Source organism: Pedobacter frigiditerrae (assembly GCF_004331645.1).
GTDB classification, from domain to species: Bacteria; Bacteroidota; Bacteroidia; order Sphingobacteriales; family Sphingobacteriaceae; genus Pedobacter; species Pedobacter frigiditerrae.
Map to the genome: position 1 here is coordinate 1,492,737 of NZ_SJSK01000001.1, position 17,233 is coordinate 1,509,969.

Genomic DNA, 17,233 nt, shown 5'->3' on the forward strand with positions numbered 1-17,233 from the left:
ACGCAGTAGCGATTCAAATACGACCCAGTGTCGAACCAGGTAATACCAAGAAGCGATGAAAAACATAAGTATATTTAGAAATTAGTGACCAAGGCAACGAATCATAGCAGAGAAAGAATAGTTTGGAGGTTGATGCCTCTTTTAGTTATCGAACCCAAATAGGCAGCTGTGTTACGCTGATCTTATGAAATTGACTACATATTTTGCCATCCGAAAGTTTGAATATAAAATATGAGGAATTGAAATGAGTAGTGCTCCAAAAAAGGTGCTTTTTATCGCTTACATTCAATTATAATTATCGTTAATTACAAGTTAGTTAGCGTGCGATTTAATTAATAGTGATAAGTTCTATCTAATTTATACTTACCTAAAACCTTACAATTTTATTAAAGTACCAAACACACCATTAATTACTTTTGCCATTCGAGCAATATCTAAGGTTTCCATTGTATCCGTAGACTTATGGTAGTTTTTATTTCTAAAGAAGGAAGTGTCGGTAAGCATTAATGCACTAAAACCAAAATTCCAATAGTTCAAATGGTCTGAAAAATCAATTCCAGGTAATGCTGGCGGACCGGCAAACTTTTTTGTTTTAATTGCTTTAGCGGATTTAAAAGTCCTACAAAACTTTCTAGTAAATTGTCCAGCGCCAAACTTTTTAACCAAGGTAATGTAATTTCCTTTGTTGCCATAGATTAAAGAAAGCAAGCCAAGCGGATACGATTGTGATTTTTTCTCATCCTTAAAATACCCAATCATTTCTAAGGAAATCATTCCATATACTTCTGTTTTGCTATCCATTAATGATTTAGCATGAATATAACTACCCATAAATACTGTTCTAAAGAATGGCGGTTCTTCCAAAGAAAAAGCCACTAAATCTATCCGTTGATTTAGCTTTTGTCCTTTTAATAACCTAGCTAATTCTAACAAGCCAACCACGCCACTTGCATTGTCATCAGCACCTTCTTGGTCGCCACAACTATCATAATGTGCACCAACTATAATTCTTTTTTTATGGGCAGTGCCGAAAGAGCAGATTACATTTTTATAAGTTTGTCCGTTTACCTCATATTCTTGAAAATAGACACTGTCTGCATATTTCTCAAAAATACCTTTAATGTAATTGGCGGTTTCGTTAAGCTGGTCTACATTTTGGTAAGTACGAAACTTATGTGTTTTGGTAAGGACTGTTAAATGAGATTTGATGAGTGTGGTATCTGAATTGTTAGATGCAAAACAAAAGTTATTTAAGAGTAACAGTAAGAAGGCTATTTTTTTTAAGGGATTCATTGAATAAATTGTATGATTGCTTACAACTTTAGACATCAATTCTTTTAGTAAACTAATATAATTGTTTATTCTCAAGTTTGTTCATATTTTTCATAGGAGGACAACCCTTGCCCTCTAAACCTGATAGTAATGGAAAGCCCACAGCGCAGCGAGGACTTGCAATGAATAGCTCCGCAGAAGTCCCGTTGGGACAGTATTAACAATAATTGGAATGCTGTATTTACTTTTCGAATGAAAAAATTTTAACAATTGCCCTTCGACAGGCTCAGGGTCACACTCGTATTAGGCTAGGTTTTAAAACAAATCCTTTATGATTTTTTCTATTGATAAACCTTCAGCTTCTGCTCTGTAATTACGAACAATTCTATGGCGTAAAATAGCTTCGGCAACTGCTTGCACATCTTCGATATCTGGCGCATATTTCCCTGAAATTGCAGCATGACATTTAGCACCTAAAACCAAGAATTGAGAAGCTCTTGGTCCAGCACCCCAAGAAACATAATTGTTAATTGATTCTGATGCAAATTCGGTATGAGGGCGTGTTTTTGCTGCTAATTTAACAGCATATTCTAACACATTATCGGTAACAGGAATATTTCTAATTAGCTTTTGAAAGTATTGAATTTCATCAGCGCTGACGATCTTTTCTAATTTAACTTCTCTGTTGCTGGTGGTGTTCTTTACAATGGTTAATTCATCAGCAAATGCTGGATAATCTAACTTAATGTTAAACATAAAACGGTCTAACTGCGCTTCGGGAAGTGGATAGGTTCCTTCTTGCTCAATTGGATTTTGTGTTGCCAATACAAAGAAAGGTTGTGGTAATTTGTGCGTATGGCCAGCTGCTGTAACCGCTTTCTCTTGCATGGCTTCTAACAAAGCAGCCTGCGTTTTTGGAGGTGTACGGTTAATCTCGTCCGCCAAAATGATATTAGAAAAAATTGGGCCTTTGATAAATTTAAAATGACGGTCTTCGCCTAAAATTTCGGCTCCAATAATATCGCTTGGCATTAAATCTGGCGTAAACTGAATTCTGTTAAAGTTAAGGTCTAAAACGCTGGCAACAGTTTGTACTAACAAGGTTTTAGCCAATCCGGGTACGCCAACTAATAAACAGTGCCCATTGCTAAAAATAGCAATAAGCACAGATTTTATAATTTCATCTTGACCAATAACAACTTTGCCTATTTCGGCTTTTATTTTGTTGAATGATTGGTTCAGCGCATCTACGGCTTCTACCTCGTTTTTAAACTGCATTTATTGTTTCTTGTCTGTTTTAACCCAAAGTTTCATTTCATCACAAGTAGCAAATTCGTCATCGATCCTAATATAGGTAGTTTCTTTGCGTTTTTCAAACCACTCGCTCATGATTTTAGCTTGTTTTTCACTTTGAGCTCTTTCTTTGAACTTTGGATAATCTTGTTCTAAGTTACCTTTGTGAGGAGGTATTTTAGATTTTAACAAGAAAATTTTATAACCTTCTTTTCCATCTTGCTGACTTGTAAAAGCAACAGGCTTAGATACTGAACCAACCTTCATGGTATCTACAACCAAGAAAACCGATGGATCTAATTTTTCTACAGGTATAAATGTTGTTCTGGCAGTTACGTTATCAGCATACAACATCATACCTCCGTTATATTGGGTTTCTTTGTTATCTGAATAAAGAGAGGCCGCAGCCGAGAAGGGGATTTTTTTATCTTGGATGTCTTTGTAAATACTATCTGCTTTTAGCTTAACACGCTCTAAACTTGCTAGCGTGGTTACTGGCCTAATCAATACGTGCCTTGCATGCACTTGCTCTCCACGGCGTTCTATTACTTGTAAAATGTGATAGCCATTTTCTGTTTCAAATACTGGCGACATTTCTCCAGCTTTTAATTTAAACGCCCAAGCAGTAAATTCTTTTACCATCATCCCTCTGTCAAAAAAGCCCAAGTCGCCACCTTCTGATGCAGAACCGGGGTCTTCTGAATAAGTTTTAGCTAAAAAGCCAAAATCTTCGCCGCTTTTAATACGCAATCTGATAGCATCAAGTTTATCGTAAAATTTTTGCTTTTCTGCTTTCGTTAATTTTGGGTATAATACAATCTCACCAACTTCAAACTCGCTACCAATGTCTGGTAAACTATCTTTTTTATAACCTTCAAAATACTGTTTAACTTCTAACGGCGTTACAGTTGAGTTCTCCGTTATTTTCTGCTGCATTTTTTCTGCAATAAGACCTTCTTTAATATCAGGTCTCATTTCATCTTTATACTGCAAAACGGATTTTCCTAAAAATTGCTCTAAACGGTCTTGTCCGCCCATTTTCTGTATTTGGCTTCGCATACGTCTGTCTAATGCATCATCAACTTGCGAATCTTCAACCATAATTGAGTCAATCTCTGCTTGTTGTTTCAATAATTTTTGAACTAACATTTGCTGCAAGAAATAACATTTAGCTCTTTCGTCTGAGGGATTACCTTGATTAAGGTAAATGGCATATTGCTGATTTAAATCTGATAATAGAATAATATTACTTCCAACTACGGCAACAACTTTATCTATGTTTGTTTTTTGTGCATTTACATTTAAAAACAGGCACATTAAACTACCTGCTATTAATAAAAATTTCTTCATTCTATTTTTGTTCAATTGTATTTCTATTGCAAAGTTAATATTTCAAATTACAAAGCTTTTAAGGCTTTGCAAGCTTTTCAAGTTCATCTTCGTTTACCTTAACGTTATATTTTGCCCTCAGGGTTTTTATCCACTCGTTTTCTAAATGCTGCTGATAATCTGCAACCACTTGTCCACGAACTTCATCAAAAGTTTTGCCTGTATAAAGCGAGGCATTTTTATTGTAAAAATCTAAAATTTGAGCGTCGTTGTCTTGAACCCTGCTCCAAATCTTTTTTTCTGATACGTTAAACATTAAAACACCTTCTCTGTACTCATTCATGATAAAATTGTACTCTATGTTTTTTGGAGAAGTCTTTTTTTGTGATTTTAAAGCGCTTTCGTAACCATTAATTTCTTTTTTGTAAGCAGTATCGGCATCTAAATTCATTGCTTTTGCATCTACTACCTTTAACTTGAAGTTAATGTAGAGATTTAGGTATGCGTTTAATTCTGCGTAAGAAGCATTCGCTACACCTGCATGGTTTTTTTTATATACCCACATAAATTCCTTTGCACTTATGGATTTCCCATTAACAGAAGCAATATTTTGCGCAAATGCAACGTGAACAAAAAAACATGAAATAAAAATGCAACAGACTTTTCTCACAAAAGACAACAGCTATATAATTTTAATGGATAAAAGTAACAATTTAAGGCGCTATAATAAGATATTTAACTAATTTTAACAGAAAATAATTTCATTAAAAATAGAAGATGGCCAATCAACTTACTAGTAACGCCGAAGCTTTGCGTTTATTTTTTACCGAAGATGTTTATTTGGTGAAAGATGAATTTCAAAATGCTTTTGTTGAGCCTGTTACAGTAAAAGCTGATATTGCAAGTGATCTTCCGACAAATGAACTAATTGTTAGGGAAGAAACACCAAGTTTGCCAATTGTGGAAGAACCAAAACCTAAAATGCAAAAAGAATGGAATTTTGAATTTTTAGGTAAGAACCAAAAAGGCATTTTAATTCTAGTAAATGATGCAGCCAATAAAGTAAGCTCACCACAAGGTACTGAATTATTAAGAAAGCTGGTTAAGGCTATAGAATTAACCAATAATGATTTTGCTTTAGTTAATTATTCCAATTACCTCGATGCTACTTTTGATGATTTGAATCGAGTTTTTTCTTGTCAATTATTAATTTCATTCGGCGTAAGTGCTAAAACATTAGGCTTGGCAGAGCAGGCTTTACATCAAATGTCTACGTTAGTACAAACTAGAATGATTTTTACTGCAAATTTACACGATTTAGATGCCGACCAAGCTAGCAAAAAGCTATTGTGGGCTACTTTACAACAACTAAAAAATGGCTAATAGATTAGTTTTTGCTACCAATAATCAACATAAAACAAGTGAAGTTCGTGAGTTATTGAAACCAAATTACCAGGTTTTAAACCTTACTGACATTGGTTGTGAATATGATATCCCAGAAACAGGAGATACCTTTGCAGAAAACGCCGCTTTAAAAAGCATTTATGTGGTAGAGAACTTTCATATCGATTGTTTTGCGGACGATAGCGGATTGGAAGTGGAAGCCCTAAACAATGAACCTGGAATCTACTCTGCAAGATATAGTGGAAAAAGAGGCGATGCAGAGAATTTAAAATTCCTTTTGCAAAAAATGGATGGTGTTGAAAATAGAAATGCTCGTTTCAAAACGGTAATTTCTTTAATAAAAAATGGAGAAAGCTATTTTTTTGAAGGTGTTATCGCAGGTAAATTAAGAACGGAACCAAGCGGTGAAAAAGGTTTTGGCTACGACCCAATATTTGAACCAAATGGCTATAACATTACTTTTGCTGAAATGGAGATGGCCGAGAAAAACCAAATTAGCCATAGAGCATTAGCTATGCGAAAATTAATTGCATTCTTGCAACAAGGAACCTAATTCTTTTTCAAAGTATCAATTTTCTGCCTAGGAATAATTTCCTTCTTCAATAAATCAGTTGTTTTTTCTTCTTTTACTGTAGGTTTTACTTCGGCTTTCTTAGTAGGTAATATTGGTTTTATCCCGGATGGATCTTTTCCTTTTACAGCAGGAGTTATTTTGGGCTTAGTGGTTGCTTTAGGTTTTACCGGGGCTTTTTTAAGGGGTAATCCTTTAATGATATCAGCTTTGCTTGTAGGTCTTAATTCTGGTTTCCAGATAAAACCAGTTAGCAATGTTTCTTTTGGTAATTTATCAATTGGATGAGTTACGCCTTCATCTCCTTTCACGTATGTAATGTCAGTTAGTTCCTTGTCATCAAATTTAAAGCGAATTCTACCACTAACAGATTGAGACATATTTTGATATACGCCTTTGTCATCCCTGTTGTAATAAATACTTTCGGCATTGCCATCTACATAAACATCTCGCACATTTCCGTTGCTAAAAAAGCCAGTAATCAATTTTCCTTTAACTTGATTAAACTTGGTAGAATCTGTTTCAACGTTTACAATAAATCCATTTTGTATCACCTGAAAACTATGGATTTTATCATTTTTAAAGAATACATGAATCGTATCGCCAGTTTGCTGAGTCCCCTCAGACCACAACATTGGATTTTTGTACCAACGTAAAGTAGAATCGGCAGCTGTATAGAATAAAGAATCGGCCTTTGCCTGCATATTGGTTTTAAATACCCTAACATTGTGATATGCCCTTATTGCCCTCGTTCTAACGGTATCTGCAGGATTAAATGCAACCACACTATCTTTTTTGGTTGAAGGTGTGGTACCTAATTTAGCTTTGGTTGCTGGTGTACTTACAGCAGGTTTATTTTTATCCGCAACCTTTGTGTTAGGTTTTTTATTCACCTTTATAGTGTCTTTTTTTAATGGAATTACAGGCTTATTCACAACAATTTTGCGCAACAAGCTATCAGCTTTTAAACTATCCGTTCGTATACTATCACTAACAAATTTTTGCCTGTCAATTTGCTGCTGTGTGGGTGGATTATCCTTTAAATCTTTTGCTTTTTGCTCAACTATTTTTTTTTCTTTTTTACTTAATTTTTTTATGCTGCTGGTCTCAACTGTTGTTGTTTTTTTAATTTTTGCCTCTTCAGCAAGTTGTTTCCTGGCCTCTGCTTTTTCTTTTTCTTTCTCTGCTTTTTCCTTTTCTTCATCTGCACCAACCTGATTGTTTTTTTGAACAATTGGTCGGTTTAAAACCTTTAACGACTTCAATAATACTCTTTGGGTTTCTAAAGTATCTGCTCCTAGGAACAATGAATCGGGTATTTTCTTTTGCCCCACGGTAATAGAATCTTTAGTTCCCATGGCAAAATAAGCGTTTTTAGTCACCACAACTCGCTCATCCGCTTTGTAATACTCTCCCAATTGACCACGTAATAAGGTTTTGTCTTGGGTATCCATAAAAATGATATTCTTTACAGCTTTCCCATAACCTTTTTTACCATCATAATACAAACTATCGCCTTTTAATGACTTTGACCCTTGAGTATATAGGTTCTTTTTTCCGAAATAAGCATTCTCACTTGCCGTATTATAAGCTCCGTTTTCTGTGTACATGTTATCATCCTTACCTTTAATATTGGTTGGGCCGTAAAAATAGGTCCAATTGGAAAAGGTATTATAACGCATAGTGTCTGTTTTGATGGTAGATTGGGGCGTTACTGTTACCACATTGTACCTGAAAAAGGCATCTTTAGTGTTGGCAAAATACCAACCTCTTTTACTTGTTAAGATTACATCTTTATTTACAATCTTTCCACCATCATAATATTGGCCAATCTTTGTTCCTGTATTATAATCTAGTAGATTAGTTGTTAAAGTAGTAGGTGTTTTGTCTTCTAACCGAACTTTGCCAGTTAAATGTGCGTTTTTTGTATTTCCATCATAATTTAAAAAATCAGAATACACATGTAATGTATCCCCTTGATTGATATGGACATTACTAAAAAACTCAACATAATTTCTTTCTGTAAAAAAGTTGGCACTATCGCTACTTAATAATGCATTGTCGTGCAAAAAGACAGGGTTTTTCAACTTGGTAATGTTTGTCTTTGTATCAACATCCATCAAAGAAGAGCTCTGCAAAATAATTTTAGTGCGCTGTTGCGCAAATAAAATACTTGGAAAGAGTAAAATGATTAAGAAAAAGCGTAATTTCTTCACTTTGCAAAGTTAGGTTTTTATTTTAAATTAAATATTTTTAAGCATTTTTGAGCCATGTTGCCACTAGAACAGTTTACGTCTTACATCAAAAAAAATGCCCTTTTTACTACAGCCGATAAAATTTTGTTGGCCGTAAGTGGTGGTAAAGATTCGGTTTTAATGACTCAGCTATTTAAACTCTCTAACTATAACTTTAGTATTGCGCATTGCAACTTTAATTTGCGAGGCGATGAAGCTCAAAGAGATGAGACTTTTGTAAAGCTATTGGCAGCAACATTAGGTGTTCCATTTTATGTAACACATTTTGATACAAAAGGATATGCTAACGAACATCAAATCTCTACCCAAATGGCTGCAAGAGATTTACGTTACCAATGGTTTGAAAAGATCAGGAATGAGGGTGGTTATGGTTATATTGCCTTAGCCCATCATCAAAATGATGTGATGGAAACCTTATTGTTAAACTTAACAAGAGGTACAGGGATAAGTGGTTTACATGGTATTTTGCCTAAAAGAGGTAAATTAATAAGACCCTTATTGTTTTTATCTCGACATCAAATAAATGATTTAACTGAAAGTGAAAACATTGCCTTTGTTGAGGATAGTTCTAATCAAACAACAAAATATGCTCGTAATAAAATAAGGTTAAATGTTATTCCCCATTTGCTGGATATTAATCCAAATTTAGAACAAACCTTTGTTCAAAATATTAAACGATTTGCAGAGACTGAGGAGGTTTTACGACAAGTAGTTGAACAGAAAAGAAGCAAAATTGCTAGAGAAGAGGATGGGGTTATTTATTTTTCTATCGAGCAAATTAAGCAGCTCCAACCTCAAAAGTTATTGTTTTTCGAGTTGTTAAGCCCTTATCATTTTACAGACTCAGTAGTGAACGAAATTTTAGAATCACTAACTAAACAAAGTGGAACCTCATTTTATAGCAATTCGCATAGGGCAACTATCAATAGAGATGATTTAATGATAACAACCTTGCCAAAAGAGTTGGTTTTTGAGCATCATTTTATGCACCCACAAGATGAGTTTATAAAAGTTGAAGACCAAAAGATTTCACTTTATTACAGCGAATCTAATCTGGTTGAAGATAATTGCAATAAGGCTTTTGTAGATTTCGAGAAGTTGATTTTTCCATTAGTTATCCGATTTAGACAAGATGGAGACCGTTTTATGCCTTTAGGAATGAAACAATTTAAAAAACTAAGCGATTTTTTAATAGGTAATAAAATTCCGTTACCACAAAAGGAAAAAATCCCATTGCTAATTAATGGAAATGGAGAAATTATTTGGGTGGCAGGTTTAAGGCAAGACAATAGATATAAAGTAAATACAACAACAAAAAAAGTTGCTATATTCGAACTATCAAACTGAATGGAGCAGAAACATATTTATATCGAAAAACAGTATATCGGCAGGGATTATATCCGCATTGCGATTAGGCTAATTATGGCCGCTTTCTGTTTTGCTGCTTATGTTTACGAACGTGACCGCGATAACACAGTAGATTTGTTTTTAGTTGTTGGTTTCGGCATTATTGGTGTTTCTATTATATTATTATTTCTTATTCAATATAGTATCCGAATAGAAAATAAAAGTGTGATTATAGATGGCCTGTGGACTGCCAAAAAAGTTAAAATTGATTTAAATAGCATTGTGAGTGTGCGCAAAGCAACTTATAGTAATTATATCTTCAATAACCCAGTTTATAACCTACACAGAAATGGAAGTATCCGTTTTTATTCTTCAGGTAAAGACGCCATAGTTTTAACCGATAGGGATGGTTTAGAATATTTTATTGGTACCCAACGTCCAAATGAAATGTACTTGGTTATCCAAGCCGAAATGAAAAGCTAATTCTAGCATTTCAAATGGGAATTATTTCCCCAATAATCAATATAAATTTATTTATTGCTTCTTGAAAATTTGCTTTTCAATGGTTCTAAAGTCATTTTGGCACAAGGCATTGTAATTGTATTTCTCTAAGAAATCTATTACAATGAAAAAGAATATTAAAATTTATTTAACAATGGCCGTAGCCATTTTATTTACCTTAAGTGCCAAGTCACAAACATATACTCCAAAAGTTTCAAAAGATTCTTTGAGTATCTTGAATGCGAAATTAGACGCTTTAAAGGCAAGTGCAAAAGTACAGGAGTTAAAGATAAAAGAATCGGAAGAGGAAGGGGAGGCAGAACAATTGCGGATCAAACTTCTTGAAGCCAATGCGAGTGCAAAAAACTCTGCAACGCAGAATAGTAATCTCTCAGAGAAACTAAAATCAGCTACTGTCGATTCAAAGACAATTGAAAAAGCTGCCAAAAAAGCTAAAAATGATACTGCAGATGCACAAAAAGCATTAGATCGATATAATAAGCAAATCCAAAAAGTGGAAGACATTAGAACACAGATACAAGGAGAGGAGCGAAAGCTTACTTATAAAAAACCTTTAATAGTTTATGATTATAAATAATGAAATGGCTGTCTCCTAGACAGCCATTTTTGTTTTTACTAGGCATCAATTTTATTACCAAGAGATAACACAAATTACACAAGATATAAGTTAATTTGCCATTGTAATTTATTACAATCAAAAAGCAAATTAAATATTGATGAAAATAGGAATTGTTTGTTATCCTACCTTTGGTGGTAGCGGCGTTGTTGCTACAGAATTAGGTAAGGCATTGGCTAATCAAGGTCATCAAGTTCATTTTATAACTTATAGCCAACCTGCAAGATTAGATTTTTTCTCAGCCAACCTATTTTATCACGAAGTTTCCGTTAGGGATTATCCATTGTTCGATTATGCCCCTTACGAATCTGCTTTAGCAAGTAAATTGGTAGATGTTGTACGTTTTGAGCAATTGGATATTTTACATGTGCATTATGCCATTCCACATGCTTCTGCAGCATTTATGGCCAAACAGATTTTGGCTACTTTTGGAATTAATATTCCTTTTGTAACTACTTTGCACGGTACAGACATCACTTTGGTAGGTAAAGATGCAACTTATAAACCTGTGGTAACTTTTTCTATTAATCAGAGCGATGGCGTAACTGCTGTATCTCAAGATTTAAAAGATGATACCTATAAGCATTTTGAAATTAAAAAGGATATTAGAGTCATCCACAATTTTATAGATTTTAATCGCTTCAGCTTACAACCTAAAGATCATTTTAAAAAAGCCATTGCGCCTAATAACGAGCGTATATTAATTCATACTTCAAACTTTAGAAAAGTAAAACGTACCGAAGATGTAATTAAGATGTTTCAGAAGGTGCTAGAGAAAATTCCTTCTAAATTATTAATGGTCGGAGACGGCCCAGAGCGTACTGCAAATGAGCAACTCTGTAGAGAATTAAACCTTGGCGATCATGTTAGGTTTTTAGGTAAACAAGATGCTGTTGAAGAAATTTTATCGGTATCAGATTTATTTATCATGCCTTCTGAATCAGAAAGTTTTGGATTAGCTGCATTAGAAGCAATGGCTTGTAAAGTTCCTGTAATTACATCAAATGCTGGTGGTTTACCAGAACTTAATATTGATGACTTTTGCGGTTATATGTGCGATGTGGGAGATATTGATGACATGGCAAATAAAGCAATCACTATTTTAAGCAATGAAGAAACATTAAAATATTTCAAGGAAAATGCATTCAAAAGAGCGCAAGACTTCGATTTAAAGAAGATATTGCCAATGTACATTGATTATTATACAGAGGTATTGCAACAATCTTTGGTTGTTGAATAAGTGTGGGTAAATTATACATAGCTTGGTTAGGACGTCATTGCCAGCTTCCCAAATCAAAATCGGGACAGGCGTCTTGCAATCTTAAAGCGTTAAGCTGTTTTAAATTCTTTTTATGTATCAAGATGCCCGATCGATTGGGTATGATGTTAAAATTTTTATTTACTAAACAACAAGCAAACAGGTGTGCCGACATTAATCCTTTTGCCACTATCAGTTAACTTACCAGTTGTTTTATCGCGTTTAAAAATCACTACATCATTGGTGTATTGATGGGCAACTAATAAAAAGTTTCCAGTAGGATCAATGCTGAAATTTCTTGGACCTTTCCCTAATGTGCTTGCCGTTTCAATAAAGGTTAATGTTCCGTCTGTAGCAATGGCAAATAAGGAGATTTCATTTGCATCTCCTCTGTTGGTTTCATATAAGAATTTGCCATCAGGCGATACATGTATGTCGGCACCATCAATTTTTCCTTTAAAATCCTTAGCAATTGTGCCAATCTCTTGAAGTTTGTTAAAATTGCCTTTGGCATAAGAAAAAGTAGAAATACTCCCAGTAAACTCATGTGCTAGATAAGCAATTTTACCATTTGGTGTAAAAGCTAAATGTCTTGGTCCAGAGCCTGGATTTGTTTTAAATGCCTTGGGAGTACTCAAAGGAGTGGTTGAGGTGGCATTATATTTATAGATGTAGGTTAGATCCTCGCCTAAATCGTTTGAAATTAAGTGCTTTTTATCTATTGTAAATAATACTTGATGAACGTGAGCACTGGTTTGCCTTTTAGGATCTATGCTTTTACCTTTGTGCTGTATGTTTTGTTTAAGGTCTGTTAAACTTCCATCAGCATTGCGACCAAAAACTGCAATGTTACCACCACTGTAATTGGCAATGATTACATTCTTATCATCAACTGTAATAAAGCATGGGTCAGCACCTTCTGATGATTTTTTGTTCAATAAAGACATCGTCCCACTTTGAGCGTTAAAACTAAAAGCACTTACTGAGCTGTTTTTGCCATCTTCATTTACACTATAGATAAATTTCTTATTTTCAGAAATGGCTAAGTAACTCGGATTAACTGTTTTTGTAGTGCTCTTTAGCTTTGCTTCAGCAGTTAAAGGATTATAGTCATACACATAAATTCCTTCGCTATTTCCTTTGTTTGTGTAAGTGCCGATGATCAAATTATAGTTTTGGGCATTTGCCTGAAAAGTTAAGGAAAGGGCGCATACCAGAAATAATGTTTTTTTCATTTTGCAGGATTTGGATCGCAAAGTACGCAAAGAAAGAAAATGCGCAAAGAAATTAAGGAAGAAATCGCAGATGGTTTGCAAAGCTATGTCGGTTCTTGTCTGCGAGAGAAATCAGCAGAAATCTGCGAAAAAAGAGAGATTTTTTCTCGCAGAAAAGTCATAGATGTAATAAATCGCAGATGTTCGCAGGGCTAAGCAGGTTCTTGTCTGCGAAGCAAATTTAATGACAAAATGCCCTAACACACAAAAGTCGCTAGTAAATTACTTAGCGACCTTCCTGCCTGCCGGTAGGCAAGTGCGAAAACTTCACCTTTCTTAGCGGTATATTATTTGATTAGATGTTTAATCTGGATTAATTCATGCTCTTCTAAGAATCTCCATCTACCTCTTGGTAAATCTTTCTTAGTTAAGTTGCCATAAACAACACGGTCAAGTTTTACAACATCGTATCCTAAATGTTCGAAAATTCTACGAACAATTCTGTTTTTACCGCTGTGAATTTGAATGCCAACTTCTTTTTTACTTGCCCCTGCAACGTAAGAAATGTTATCAGGTTTAATTAAACCATCTTCCAATTCTAAACCGAATTCAATTTTATTGAAATCACCTTGTGATAAGTTTTTGCTTAACTCAACATGGTAAATTTTAGTGATACCATTTTTAGGATGCGATAATTTATCAGCTAAATCACCATCATTGGTCATTAAAATTAATCCTGTAGTATTTCTATCTAAACGACCAACTGGGTAAATACGTTCGCGACTAGCTTTTTCTACTAATTGCATTACCGTTTTACGTTCTTGTGGGTCGTCTGTTGTGGTGATGTAATCCTTAGGTTTATTTAATAAAACGTAAACTTTCTTTTCACGTTTTAATAACTCTCCATTGTAACGAACTTCATCTTTGGCAGGGTCTACCTTATGGCCAAGTTCAGTTACAGGAATGTTGTTTACTGAAACTACGCCAGCTTCAATTAATTCATCCGCCTTGCGACGAGAACAAATACCTGAATTGGCGATATAACGGTTTAAACGAATTAGGCCATCATCTTTTGGTTCTGGAGTTTTCCTTGCTCTTGTTGCAGGAGAAACTCTTTCGCCTCTGTCTTCTTTTCCTTTATAACCACCTTCGTCGCGTTTTCTGTAAGGACGGCTATCTGTACTTCTAGATGCCCCGCCTTTTTTATCTGCGAACTTAGATTTATCTCCGTCTGTTATATAATTATCTTTTTTAACGTAACTACGTTTGCCTTCTGATGAATCGTCACGTGAACTACCTTCTTTAAATGCTTTAGGTTTGTAGCCAGAATTGCCACTTTCTTTTTTCTCCCAAGGTTTAAAACCACCTTTGTCGTTTCCTTCAGTTCTTGGTTTGTAAGCCCTTGGTTCTCTATCGCCTTCTGTTCTAGGTTTGTAATCCCTACTTCCAATTGCTGGTCTTGGCGAATATGGTTTAGAATCGCCATCTCTGTCAGTTCTCGGTTTAAAGTCCTTGCTTCCAGTAGATGGTCTTGAAGAATACGGTTTTGAATCTCCGTCTCTAGTTGTTCTCGGTTTGTAATCTCTTGATGAGTTATCTCTGTCAGTTCTCGGTTTGAAATCTTTTCCTGAAGCTGCTCTTGGAGTGTATGGCTTTGAATCGCCATCTCTTGATGTTCTTGGTTTATAAGCTGGTCTGTCGCCTGTTGCAAAACCTGGTTTGCGTTTGTCTTTATCGTCTTTGTCAAATCCAGAATCTTTTCCGTCTTTGTCGCTGTATTTTCCTTTGGGTTTATCTGTTCCAGCAGGTCTTCTGCTTGTGCTCTTGTCGCCCGATTTGGACTTGTCATCCCGACTGTTCCTTTTGTTGTCTTTCATTTGATACGCTTTAACTCACATAAAATATGCGGGTGCAAAGATAATAAAAATGAAGCAATGTATTTTGTAAATTTTAGGGTAAAATGAGGTTTTTAAAATCACGGTTTAAGATAGTTTAAAGCTAGATTTTTGCAGAAAAATTCGTAACTATTTGATAATTAGATATATGAATTGTATCTTTGCAAAACCAATTATATTTGTTCACCAAAAAAAGGAGGAAGATGATAAAGAAACACATCATTCCATGTACGGTAATTTTAACATTACTGGTTATGGCGCAAGTGTTTGCTTACACACTACCAACAGTAAAAAAAGATCTAAAGAACAACAATCTCACCACCATAAAAAAAGAAGCTGAAGAGCCAGCATTTACCTTAGCTCAATTAGAATTTGCAGAAGAGACTTTGCCATTGGGCGATACTCGGATCAATAGCAAAATGAAGAGAATTTTAGCTTCATACGGCTACGAAAACCTGCAAACTAATCGTTTACACCGCAAAGCTGCAGAATGGTTTCCTATCATAGAACCTATTTTAGCAGCTTATGGTATCCCGAACGATTTTAAATATGTTCCCTTAGTTGAGTCTGGGTTACAAGGTGGTACATCTCCAAAAGGTGCGTCTGGTTATTGGCAATTTATGCCTGGCACAGCCCGTACTTATGGATTAAAAGTTAACGGTAGGGTAGATGAGCGTCAAAACTTAAGGAAATCTACTATTGCAGCCTGTAAGTACATTAAAGAATTGTATGGCATTTTTGATAGCTGGACTTTAGTTGCAGCTGCCTACAATGTTGGCGATGTACACATGAAAAGGCAAATTAACAAGCAAAATCAAGACAACTATTTCAAGATGAAACTAAACCGTGAAACAGGTGGATATGTTTACAAGTTAATTTCAATGAAAGAAATTTTAGAAAACCCTCAACGTAATGGTTACAAAAGCCAAAAAGCATTTATTGCTTATGTTGCGCCAACAACCGCTACAGTAGAGTAGTTTTTGAGATCTTAAATTTACTGTAAAGCCATTTCGAGCAATCGGAATGGCTTTTTTGATGCTTTTGTCATTCAGAGCGCAGCGAAGAATCTAAATGTTAACTTCTATTTATTAAACTAATAGATTCCTCGGAACTCGGAATGACAAAACTCGCTCAATGACAAGGTTTTCTCTTTCGCAAAATTTAATCTGCTAATCTGCGGCTTATTTTTTAATTTTATTCGCAATATGTTTTTACAAAAGCTCCGGGTAATTTCTGTAACCAAACAACCAACCGAAGTCATTAAAATTGATTTTGAAATGGTAAGTGGAGCAAAGCTGAATTACAAAGCCGGGCAATTTTTATCGCTGGTGTTTCAAGTGAACGGAAAAGAGCGAAGGCGTTCTTATTCTTTTTGCAGTTCGCCTGATATAGATGAGCCATTGTCGATTGCTGTTAAGCTTGTTGAAAATGGTGAGATTTCAAGGTTTATCCACCATCAGTTAACCATAGGCGATGAAGTGGAGATGGCCGAACCAAATGGACAATTCGTTTATCAGCCAGATGCGAAAGAAAAAACAATTTTTTTATTTGCGGCAGGGGTTGGGATAACACCTCTTTTATCCATTTTAAAAACAGCTTTAGTTACTGAAACAAGCTCTAAAATTACATTGATTTATAGCAGCCGCTCGGCTGATGAAACTTTATTCTTAGAAGAAATAGCCAAATGGCAAGTTAAATATCCCGAAAGATTTAAAGTCATCCATTTATTTAGTAACTCTAAAAATTTAATGAGAGCACGGCTGAATGGATTTCTCATCAACCAGTTGGTAAAGGAAAACTTAGCATTTGATAAGAAGGACGGCTTGTGTTACACCTGCGGACCAGTAGATTATATGGATGTTTGCAGAATTACCTTGTTAGGAAGTGGATTTAAACCTCATCAAGTTAAAAGAGAAACTTTTGTGTTGCCAGAAGATGAAGTTGATGAAGATGATGGAACCGAAAAGATAGTGGATAAAAACACTTATGCTGTCATTTTGCATTTTAAAGGAAATATTAATCACTTATCTGTTCCTTGGAATAAAAGGATTTTAGATGTAGCACTTGAAAATAAAATTAATATTCCTTACAGTTGCAGTGGTGGTGTTTGTAGTACTTGTACAGCAACTTGTATTGCAGGTGCAGTTAGAATGGATTATAATGAGGTTTTAACAGATGATGAAATAGCTAACGGTAGAGTTTTGGTTTGTACAGGGCATCCAACTGAAAATGGAACAACTATTACTTGGGATTAAAA

General features: G+C 34.9%; 15 protein-coding genes. 8 read left to right on the top strand and 7 right to left on the bottom strand.

The features are described 5' to 3' along the window. Positions 1–375: 375 nt before the first annotated feature. From EZ428_RS06320 to EZ428_RS06335, 4 genes are all read right to left on the bottom strand, one after another. Positions 376–1,293: a M28 family peptidase gene (locus EZ428_RS06320; protein ID WP_131552243.1), complete on the bottom strand. Its 918-nt coding sequence runs from the start codon at positions 1,291–1,293 to the stop codon at positions 376–378. Positions 1,294–1,587: 294 nt separating this feature from the next. Further along, positions 1,588–2,550 carry an AAA family ATPase gene (locus EZ428_RS06325; RefSeq protein ID WP_131552244.1) on the bottom strand — a complete coding sequence of 321 codons (963 nt, stop codon included), beginning with the start codon at positions 2,548–2,550 and terminating at the stop codon, positions 1,588–1,590. After that, positions 2,551–3,915 (bottom strand): peptidylprolyl isomerase, encoded by a 1,365-nt coding sequence (locus tag EZ428_RS06330; protein ID WP_131552245.1) that lies wholly within the window; start codon positions 3,913–3,915, stop codon positions 2,551–2,553. It abuts the gene before it with no gap. Positions 3,916–3,973: 58 nt separating this feature from the next. Next, the gene (locus tag EZ428_RS06335) at positions 3,974–4,459 is read right to left on the bottom strand and encodes a hypothetical protein (protein ID WP_225871006.1); all 486 of its coding nucleotides are present in this window, start codon (positions 4,457–4,459) and stop codon (positions 3,974–3,976) included. Positions 4,460–4,671: 212 nt separating this feature from the next. On the opposite strand from EZ428_RS06335, the gene EZ428_RS06340 reads away from it, so the two are divergent. Continuing rightward, entirely contained in the window at positions 4,672–5,277 is a 606-nt protein-coding gene (locus tag EZ428_RS06340) for a hypothetical protein (RefSeq protein WP_131552247.1), read from the top strand. After that, complete coding sequence (gene rdgB / locus EZ428_RS06345; protein ID WP_131552248.1) at positions 5,270–5,851, top strand: RdgB/HAM1 family non-canonical purine NTP pyrophosphatase; 582 nt, start codon at positions 5,270–5,272, stop codon at positions 5,849–5,851. The genes EZ428_RS06340 and rdgB overlap by 8 nt, the downstream gene beginning before the upstream one ends. Here the strand turns inward: rdgB and EZ428_RS06350 are convergent. Continuing rightward, positions 5,848–8,085, bottom strand: coding sequence for an OstA-like protein (locus EZ428_RS06350; protein ID WP_131552249.1), 2,238 nt, complete (start codon positions 8,083–8,085; stop codon positions 5,848–5,850). The two genes, rdgB and EZ428_RS06350, sit on opposite strands and share 4 nt — an antisense overlap. Before the next feature lie 54 nt (positions 8,086–8,139). Between EZ428_RS06350 and tilS the strand changes: the two genes are divergently transcribed. From tilS to bshA, 4 genes are all read left to right on the top strand, one after another. Then, positions 8,140–9,471: a tRNA lysidine(34) synthetase TilS gene (tilS, locus tag EZ428_RS06355; protein WP_131552250.1), complete on the top strand. Its 1,332-nt coding sequence runs from the start codon at positions 8,140–8,142 to the stop codon at positions 9,469–9,471. After that, a complete protein-coding gene (locus EZ428_RS06360) occupies positions 9,472–9,954 on the top strand; it encodes a hypothetical protein (protein WP_131552251.1) in 483 nt (160 codons plus the stop codon). It abuts the gene before it with no gap. Between the two features lie 142 nt (positions 9,955–10,096). Continuing rightward, positions 10,097–10,570: a hypothetical protein gene (locus EZ428_RS06365; RefSeq protein WP_131552252.1), complete on the top strand. Its 474-nt coding sequence runs from the start codon at positions 10,097–10,099 to the stop codon at positions 10,568–10,570. A 139-nt stretch (positions 10,571–10,709) separates the two neighbouring features. Next, a complete protein-coding gene (gene bshA / locus EZ428_RS06370) occupies positions 10,710–11,849 on the top strand; it encodes an N-acetyl-alpha-D-glucosaminyl L-malate synthase BshA (RefSeq protein ID WP_131552253.1) in 1,140 nt (379 codons plus the stop codon). A 155-nt stretch (positions 11,850–12,004) separates the two neighbouring features. Here bshA and EZ428_RS06375 read toward each other — a convergent pair whose 3' ends face one another. After that, positions 12,005–13,102: a lactonase family protein gene (locus EZ428_RS06375; RefSeq protein WP_131552254.1), complete on the bottom strand. Its 1,098-nt coding sequence runs from the start codon at positions 13,100–13,102 to the stop codon at positions 12,005–12,007. A gap of 326 nt (positions 13,103–13,428) precedes the next feature. Further along, positions 13,429–14,958, bottom strand: coding sequence for a pseudouridine synthase (locus tag EZ428_RS06380; RefSeq protein ID WP_131552255.1), 1,530 nt, complete (start codon positions 14,956–14,958; stop codon positions 13,429–13,431). Between the two features lie 221 nt (positions 14,959–15,179). Between EZ428_RS06380 and EZ428_RS06385 the strand changes: the two genes are divergently transcribed. Further along, positions 15,180–15,953 (top strand): lytic transglycosylase domain-containing protein, encoded by a 774-nt coding sequence (locus EZ428_RS06385; RefSeq protein WP_131552256.1) that lies wholly within the window; start codon positions 15,180–15,182, stop codon positions 15,951–15,953. Between the two features lie 228 nt (positions 15,954–16,181). Beyond that, positions 16,182–17,231 (top strand): ferredoxin--NADP reductase, encoded by a 1,050-nt coding sequence (locus EZ428_RS06390; RefSeq protein ID WP_131552257.1) that lies wholly within the window; start codon positions 16,182–16,184, stop codon positions 17,229–17,231. Positions 17,232–17,233: the final 2 nt, after the last annotated feature.

Bases quoted from the DNA above. Each gene is read 5' to 3' on its own strand.
- EZ428_RS06320 (WP_131552243.1), bottom strand. From the start codon at position 1,293: ATGAATCCCTTAAAAAAAATAGCCTTCTTACTGTTACTCTTAAATAAC.
- EZ428_RS06325 (WP_131552244.1), bottom strand. From the start codon at position 2,550: ATGCAGTTTAAAAACGAGGTAGAAGCCGTAGATGCGCTGAACCAATCA.
- EZ428_RS06330 (WP_131552245.1), bottom strand. From the start codon at position 3,915: ATGAAGAAATTTTTATTAATAGCAGGTAGTTTAATGTGCCTGTTTTTA.
- EZ428_RS06335 (WP_225871006.1), bottom strand. From the start codon at position 4,459: ATGTGGGTATATAAAAAAAACCATGCAGGTGTAGCGAATGCTTCTTAC.
- EZ428_RS06340 (WP_131552247.1), top strand. From the start codon at position 4,672: ATGGCCAATCAACTTACTAGTAACGCCGAAGCTTTGCGTTTATTTTTT.
- rdgB (WP_131552248.1), top strand. From the start codon at position 5,270: ATGGCTAATAGATTAGTTTTTGCTACCAATAATCAACATAAAACAAGT.
- tilS (WP_131552250.1), top strand. From the start codon at position 8,140: ATGTTGCCACTAGAACAGTTTACGTCTTACATCAAAAAAAATGCCCTT.
- EZ428_RS06360 (WP_131552251.1), top strand. From the start codon at position 9,472: ATGGAGCAGAAACATATTTATATCGAAAAACAGTATATCGGCAGGGAT.
- EZ428_RS06365 (WP_131552252.1), top strand. From the start codon at position 10,097: ATGAAAAAGAATATTAAAATTTATTTAACAATGGCCGTAGCCATTTTA.
- bshA (WP_131552253.1), top strand. From the start codon at position 10,710: ATGAAAATAGGAATTGTTTGTTATCCTACCTTTGGTGGTAGCGGCGTT.
- EZ428_RS06375 (WP_131552254.1), bottom strand. From the start codon at position 13,102: ATGAAAAAAACATTATTTCTGGTATGCGCCCTTTCCTTAACTTTTCAG.
- EZ428_RS06380 (WP_131552255.1), bottom strand. From the start codon at position 14,958: ATGAAAGACAACAAAAGGAACAGTCGGGATGACAAGTCCAAATCGGGC.
- EZ428_RS06385 (WP_131552256.1), top strand. From the start codon at position 15,180: ATGATAAAGAAACACATCATTCCATGTACGGTAATTTTAACATTACTG.
- EZ428_RS06390 (WP_131552257.1), top strand. From the start codon at position 16,182: ATGTTTTTACAAAAGCTCCGGGTAATTTCTGTAACCAAACAACCAACC.